The sequence below is a fragment of the Tychonema sp. LEGE 07196 genome, assembly GCF_963890365.1.
In the GTDB taxonomy this organism is placed as follows: domain Bacteria; phylum Cyanobacteriota; class Cyanobacteriia; order Cyanobacteriales; family Microcoleaceae; genus Microcoleus.
This window is the reverse complement of the sequence record NZ_CAWPRX010000070.1, coordinates 97,999-105,133: the sequence shown is the minus strand read 5'-3', so window position 1 is coordinate 105,133 and position 7,135 is coordinate 97,999. Positions and strand designations below refer to the sequence as shown.

Annotated in this window: 3 protein-coding genes and 1 pseudogene; 2 read left to right on the top strand and 2 right to left on the bottom strand. The window is 44.6% G+C overall.

Annotated features, from left to right (window positions below; translation table 11 throughout):
• The first annotated feature begins 126 nt into the window (after positions 1-126).
• The gene (locus tag AACV78_RS09300) at positions 127-1,665 is read left to right on the top strand and encodes a PAS domain S-box protein (RefSeq protein ID WP_194011336.1); all 1,539 of its coding nucleotides are present in this window, start codon (positions 127-129) and stop codon (positions 1,663-1,665) included.
• Between the two features lie 375 nt (positions 1,666-2,040).
• Here AACV78_RS09300 and AACV78_RS09295 read toward each other — a convergent pair whose 3' ends face one another.
• Positions 2,041-2,853: a GAF domain-containing sensor histidine kinase gene (locus tag AACV78_RS09295; RefSeq protein ID WP_194011335.1), complete on the bottom strand. Its 813-nt coding sequence runs from the start codon at positions 2,851-2,853 to the stop codon at positions 2,041-2,043.
• Positions 2,854-3,065: 212 nt separating this feature from the next.
• On the opposite strand from AACV78_RS09295, the pseudogene AACV78_RS09290 reads away from it, so the two are divergent.
• A pseudogene (locus tag AACV78_RS09290) lies at positions 3,066-4,326 on the top strand (RNA-guided endonuclease InsQ/TnpB family protein).
• An 850-nt stretch (positions 4,327-5,176) separates the two neighbouring features.
• Here AACV78_RS09290 and AACV78_RS09285 read toward each other — a convergent pair.
• Entirely contained in the window at positions 5,177-7,072 is a 1,896-nt protein-coding gene (locus AACV78_RS09285; protein WP_194011334.1) for an ATP-binding protein, read from the bottom strand.
• Positions 7,073-7,135 lie beyond the last annotated feature (63 nt).

The following is a 7,135-nucleotide window of genomic DNA, read 5'->3' as shown; positions in this document are numbered from 1 at the left end:
GACTAAGACTTCATCTATACCACATCTTTAGAAAAATGGTATTAGTTATAGATCGTATTAAAAAAAAATGTCTTTTTTTGAGACAATTTGCGCCTGTGGAAACTATTAGATTACCCCATTAATAAAATGTTAGAAACAGTTTACAAATACTTAAAAAAGTTGCAGGAACAAGCTAGCGAATTGCCGCCCCCACAACAGGCTATTTTCACAAAAACCGTAGAAAATTTATCCAATTGTTTGCAGGAAGTGGCAGCCAGCAGCCAGTTAGAAAACGCGAGCGATAACGAGGCAAAGCTGATTGAACTAGAAAAAAACAATCGCCTCTTGGAACGCACAGTCGCGCAGCAAGCAACGCAAATCAGACAGCTAAAGGAGGAGTTAGAAAAAGAAATTAGACAGCACCGCAGGGACAATCAAGCATTAACTAAAAGCGAAGCCAAAGTGCAAGCTATTCTGCGGAATTCTCCCGATATCATTAGTATTATCGGCTCCGACGGGGGAGTGCGATACCACAGCGGAGCTCTGCAGCGGGTTTTGGGTTACAACTCAGAAGAAAGAATTGGTAAGTTTCACGGCGAGTTAATCCATCCAGACGATTTACTGGCTTGGCAGACCTATTTTGGCAAATTGCTACAAGAGCCGGGAATTGCCGGGGCGATCGAATATCGGAAACGCCACGCTGACGGTTCTTGGATCTGCATGGAGGCGACAGGTAATAGTTTGGTTCACGATTCTAGCGTGCAGGGAATTATAATTAACTCGCGGGAAATCCGAGAGCGCAAGCAAGCAGAAATCGCACTCCGAGAGTCGGAAGCGCACTACATAGTTATGTCGAAAATCACTTCGGATTTTGCCTATTCTTTTAAGGCACTCCCAGACGGCAAGTTTGTGGGCGAGTGGGCTACAGAAGCTTTTGAACGCTTCACGGGCGTGCTTCCTGAAGAATTAGAATCGTTTGGTTGGTGGAATTCCCAACTCGTTCATCCCGATGACAAGGAAAGGTTAATTAAACAGTTAGAAGGTTGTAGTTTCAGCCGCACGGGAGCAAACGAGTACCGAATTGTTAATAAAAAAGGGGAGGTACACTGGGTGCGCGATTGCTGGCAAGCGGTTTGGGACAAAGCTGAAGGGCGGGTTGTTCGTTTGTGGGGCGCTTGTCAGGAAATTACCGATCGCAAGCAAGTAGAATTGAAACTGCAACTCGCGAACGAATTAATGATAGCACAGGTAGCGTCAGCACCGCTAGCGATTAATTGTACCGGCAATGATGGCCGTACTATTATCTGGAACCGTGCCGCCGAAAAACTTTTTGGCTGGACTGCAGCGGAGGCTTTGGGGCAACCTTTACCGAATATTCTTCAAGCACAAAAGCAGAATTTTTCCGCGCTACTGACATCGGCGCGTAATGGCTTACTGCAAAAGGGTTTGGAAGTGTGTTTGTTGAAAAAGGACGGTAGTTCGATCGATGTTTGGCTTTGGGCGGCACCGGTGCGAGGTGCGGTTGGCGAAACCATTGGCATTATCAACATATTTTCTGACTTTTCAGAACGCAACCACATAAAGGAGGAACGCCAAAAACTAGCAGCGATCAAAAATATGAAAGAACCTTTTTGGGCACGCTATGTCAGCCCTCCCGAAACTACAAAGAAAAAGGGCGATTCTTAGTTCCATCAAGCAGAGTTTAAAGATATTAAAGGTGCGAAATTACCATCTTCGCCTAGCAATATCATTGGGATAAAATAATGCTTACAAGTTTGTAGTGAGGACTTTATTCCTCTGGGCTTTGTGAACACTAAAATCCTCACTACAAACTTATTTTATGGATTAATTCGACCGCACATACTATGATAAATAAATCGGGATGTTATGTTTAGTAGCTGCTGCTATCCTATTTTTATAAAACCCTAATTACCTACAAATAATTGAGTCGCCAGAAACCGATTTTATTGAAGGAATCTATAGATGCCAGTGTCATTCTTTTGAGACCGAATACTTGTAGGCACGGTAAATAGTCTACTTTTTTAATGTGCGGTCGAATTTTTACTGGTGTTGAGATTCCTCCTTGTTTCTGAAAGCGGCTAACTCTGAGGGAGTCTGGGAAACTTCACTTAACTGAATGTAATCTAAGATATTTGAAATTACCTTAGAAAGGTGGATCGCCGAACGGTGAGCTTCTTGGATAAAATCTCTCTCCTCTATCGGATCTTCAGCTTGATCGTCTAGGGTTAGTTGAAGATAGCCGATGATGTGATTTAGGGGAGTTCGCAGCTCGTGGGAGGCGCTAAACAAAAATTGCTTTTTGAGCTGGGATATTCCTTGTGCTCGCTGGTTGCTCTCTTGGTAGAGGGTGGCGAGGGCGATCGCGCTTCCTACTTGATCGGCAAGTTCTTGCACGAATTCGATCTGACCACTCGTCCAAGGTCGATCGGCCTTACCACCCTTCTTCGACGATCCGCCCTCGCACCGGTGCAAGCTAATTATGCCATTAGGTTGCTCTTGATAAGCCGTAACTACCACTAGCAACGACTGTCTCTGAAAAATATCGTCGGCTTTAAAGGACTCTATTACCACCGGTTCGAGGGTGGCTAGAGCTTGAATGAAATGAGGTGCTGACGTCAGCGAGATTTCCATTCCCAGCATGGGTAGAAATGGTTCTTGACAGTATTCAGCAGCTACTTTGACTTGCAGGCTAGAATTTGGATAGGGACACATGATGCAACGGCTGACGCCTAGTGTTTGTCCCAGACTGTTAACTGTTTGCTGCCAAATAGTATCGAGATCCAAGCTTCGACGAATCTTTCTGCCAATTTGGAGTAAAAGTTTTTGCGATTGAGCTGATATTTGCTGATTCATAGCAACCCTTTTTGTACCAGACTAGCAACCAGTTTACCACTGCACCAATAGAGCAGGAATTTACTGAATTTGCCCGACTCCGGCTGTCCGACTTGGGACTTACCTTCAACCGGAAGAAGGCTCCCGCCATAACGGTACGACCTTTGGCGGTGAGATGAATTGCGGGCAGGATCTATGCTAGAATACATTACGTCAGATGTAACGACGTAACTATGTTGGTGTTTGAGGCAAAACTTCAGGGACAAAACGAGCAGTACGAAAAGCTGGATGAGGCAATTCGTACTGCCCGTTTTGTCCGTAATTCTTGCCTGAGATACTGGATGGATAACCGATCCATCGGACGATATCATTTGAGTGCATATTGTGCTGTCGTGGCGAAAGAATTTGCTTGGGCAAGCCAACTCAATTCTTTCGCCCGACAAGCATCGGCCGAAAGAGCTTGGTCGGCAATTGCTCGATTTCTTGAGAACTGCAAGAAAAATCAACCCGGTAAAAAAGGATATCCACGGTTCAAGAAAGAACAAACTCATGGTTCTGTCGAGTACAAAACTACGGGTTGGAAACTTTCTGAATGTCGCAGATACATCAGTTTCACTGATGGTTTTGGTGCAGGTATTTTTAAGTTGTGGGGGATTCGCGATTTGCATTTCTATCAATTGAAGCAAATCAAACGAGTCAGGGTAGTTCGTCGTGCCGATGGCTATTACGCACAGTTTTGCATCGACCAAGAAAGACTTGAGAAAAAAGAACCCACATTTAAAACTATTGGTCTTGATGTTGGTCTGACTCATTTTTATACTGATAGCGACGGGCTCGCCTGTTGAAAACCCAAGACATCTGAGAAAGAGTGAAAAGTCTTTAAAACGTCTTTCTCGTCGTCTGTCTAAGACCCAAAAAGGGTCGAAAAATCGAGCTAAGTTGAGAAACAAACTGGCAAGAAAGCACCTCAAAGTAAGTAGGCAACGTAAAGATTTCGCCGTGAAGTTGGCGAGATGCGTAGTCCGCTCTAACGACCTGGTAGCTTATGAGGATTTGAGGGTGCGGAACATGATAAGAAATAGATATCTCGCCAAATCGATTAGTGATGCAGCTTGGACAACTTTTCGTACATGGGTTGAGTATTTTGGCAAGGTTTTTGGTGTGGTCACAATTGCTGTGCCACCGCACTACACCAGTCAAAATTGCTCTAACTGCGGCAAAGTTGTCAAAAAAGCTCTGAGTGTCAGGACTCACATTTGTCATCATTGTGGGCATACGCAAGATAGAGACTGGAATGCGGCGAGAAATATATTAGAGAAAGGTTTGCGTACTGTAGGGCATACAGGAACGTCTAGTCTAGAACTAGAAAACGCTTCTGGAGACATCGACCACTGCTTGGGTGAGGAAACTCCTTCAAGTAAGTCGGGTCGTAGAAAGAGGAAGTCCAAAGAGCAATCTTGGGAATCCCCCGCTATATTCGGTACTCCGAATTAGCGGTGGGAGGATGTCAAATGGTCTTTATGATTCTCAGATACAATTTGGAGTGCCAAGTTTTCTCGATCGTCGTTTGCATTAGAGGATTGGCAACCTTAGTCAGTCCTATAGGTTGACATTAAGTTTTTGTAAGGTGGGCTATTTGAGGGGTATATTCGGGTGTGTAAATCCTCATGGAGACCGACACAGAGGAGCTTTGAGCCGTACCCATCGGATTCGACCGATGCGAATTCTGGGTGAGACCCCTCATCGACGGGGGCGATCGATCTGAGTCCAAAACACCAAATGATATCAATTCCGGTTGCACTCATACATGATGTTAACTGTTAACAGTTAATTTACTATTCCGATGAAAAGAGGATTTGATATGAGGGAGTTTGACTGCGGATAAAGTAAAAATTAATACTGCTGTCGGTCATATAATTTGTGTGCAATAAAATAGCCCAATATCGATAAATTTTATTGACGAAACGGAAGAAATATTAATTCCGGTTGCACTCATACATGATGTGAACAGTCAACAGTTAACAGTTAACAGTTAACAGTTAACAGTTAACAGTTAATTTACTATTCCGATGAAGAGATGATTTGATATAAGTCATGCACGGATCGCTATATTTTGCTTGTTGCCTATTCCTGATTCCTGATTCCTAATTGCCTTAAGATCCATCCTTAAAATTTGTTAAATAGCAGTAAGGTTGGCATTGCTTACACTACAGATAAAGGTTTTGTATCCCAGACTATAAATCCTTCTTGCTTATTCCTGATTTTTCCTATCGATTACCTCAGTTAAATCTTGTATACTTCGAGTACGCTGAACTTCCTTCTTCAATGTGCCGATTGCCGATCGTTAATTTTTCAAGAGTGGTTCTTGATAAAGCGGCACAGTAAAAGTAACAGTCGAACCTAGTCCTTCCCCCATACTGTAAAAATTTACTGTACCCCCCATTGCTTCTATTAGTCTTTGAGAAATAGCTAATCCTAAACCAGTGCCGCCGTATTGCCTGGTGCGAGCGCCGTCCACTTGAAAAAACGACTCAAATAATTTATCTTGTTTGTCGAGAGAAACCCCAATGCCAGTATCAGCAACTCGGATTTTCACCATTCCGGGAAACTGCTGGTTGTAAAAAGTTACCTTTTTTTTGATAACTTCGACACTGATGCGAATTCCTCCTTCTCGGGTAAATTTAATTGCGTTGCCGCTGAGGTTCAATATTACCTGAAGCAGGCGTTGGTAGTTGCCGTATACCACAATTTCGTCCTCGGCTGCGGGGATTTGAATTTGAAATTGCAATCGCTTTTGCTGCACTTGAACTTGTGTAAAATTCTCAACTTGCTGCAACAGTTCGCCGAGTTTGACGGGAGCGAAGTCTAACTCCATTTTGCCGGCTTCGATTTTAGCGATATCCAAAATATCGTTAATCACATTGAATAAGTGTAAGGCCGATCGATAAGCTTCTTCGATAAATTGGTGCGCTTCTTCGGGGTCATCGGCCATGCCGTCTAGAAGCAGTTTCAGGAAGCCGAGGATGCCGTTGAGGGGGGTGCGGAGTTCGTGGGAAGTATTGGCAAGAAATTGACTTTTAAGTTGAGAAAGAGCGACGGCTTCGGCGCGGGCTTGTTCTAATTCTTGGTAAAGTGTAGCGTGGGCGATCGCGCTGCCGACTTGAGCGACTAACTCGCGGGCGAATTCGAGCTCGATTGGACTCCAGGAAGGGGAACTGCCACAGCGGTGCAAACATATCAGGGCATTGGGTTGTTCTTCATAGGAAGTAGCTGCTACGAGCGCGGAATGGCGATCGAACGGATCGGCGACGGGGGAGGCGTAATCGACTGCTACGGGTTTTAAAGTGGCTAAAGTTTGAATCCATCCAGGCTGTTCGGCGGCGCGGAGTTCTAATCCGAGCATCGAAGAGTAAGGTTCTTGCCGGTACTCAGCTACTACTTTAAAAGTTTTCGATTGGAGACTGTCGATTTGATTTCTCGAAAGCGGGGGCGAGCAATCGCTGGCAATTAATTCTTGTAATTCGGGGGTACAGACTGGAAAATTGTGTTGATTTTCTGAGGCTATGTATGGCGAAAATTCGATTATTTCACTTTGTTTGTGGGAGGAACAGATGATGCAGCGACTTGCATTTAAAATTTGACCAAAACTGTTAGCTATTTGCTGCAAAATTGTATCTAGATCGAGGGTTTTATGCAGATTTTTAGCGATTTCGGAGATGATTTTGCGGTCGATTTCCGAGTAGGAAGGGAGGCTGATACCGATGCGATTCGCTGAATACAGCATTTGTTCGCGATCGTCCGGGGTAGATGGCAATGCTGGATCTGGGATGAATTCTGGGGCATCTGCCGACGATTCTGCGGGTTTGTCAGACAGCAGCCTTCCCATAACTAAGACTTTTGCAGCTTTACCGTTTGAGTCGATCGCCGGAGTGACTGTCAAATCGAACATAAAATATTGTCCGGCGTGACAAAATGGATAGCTGAACCGTTGCGGTACGAGGGTTTCGATCGCCCGCTGCAGCAGATCGAGATAAGGTGCGGGGGTGATTGGTTGCAGGGTTTCGCTGAGGGGGCGATCGACAATTTGTTCTGCACTGAGGTTGTACTGTTCGGCTTTTTGCCAGTAAAAAGATAGATATCGACCCGTTGCGTCTTGGGTAAATACTAATTCTGCCCCTAACTCTTCAAAAAAGGCTGTAGAGGCGAGGCTCGATCGCCGGAAATCCGTGTTAGAGTCCATCAGATTAGGGATAAAAGTAATTCGGATTTTTGAGTGTTGAGTTTTTATAGCAAGAAGCAGAAG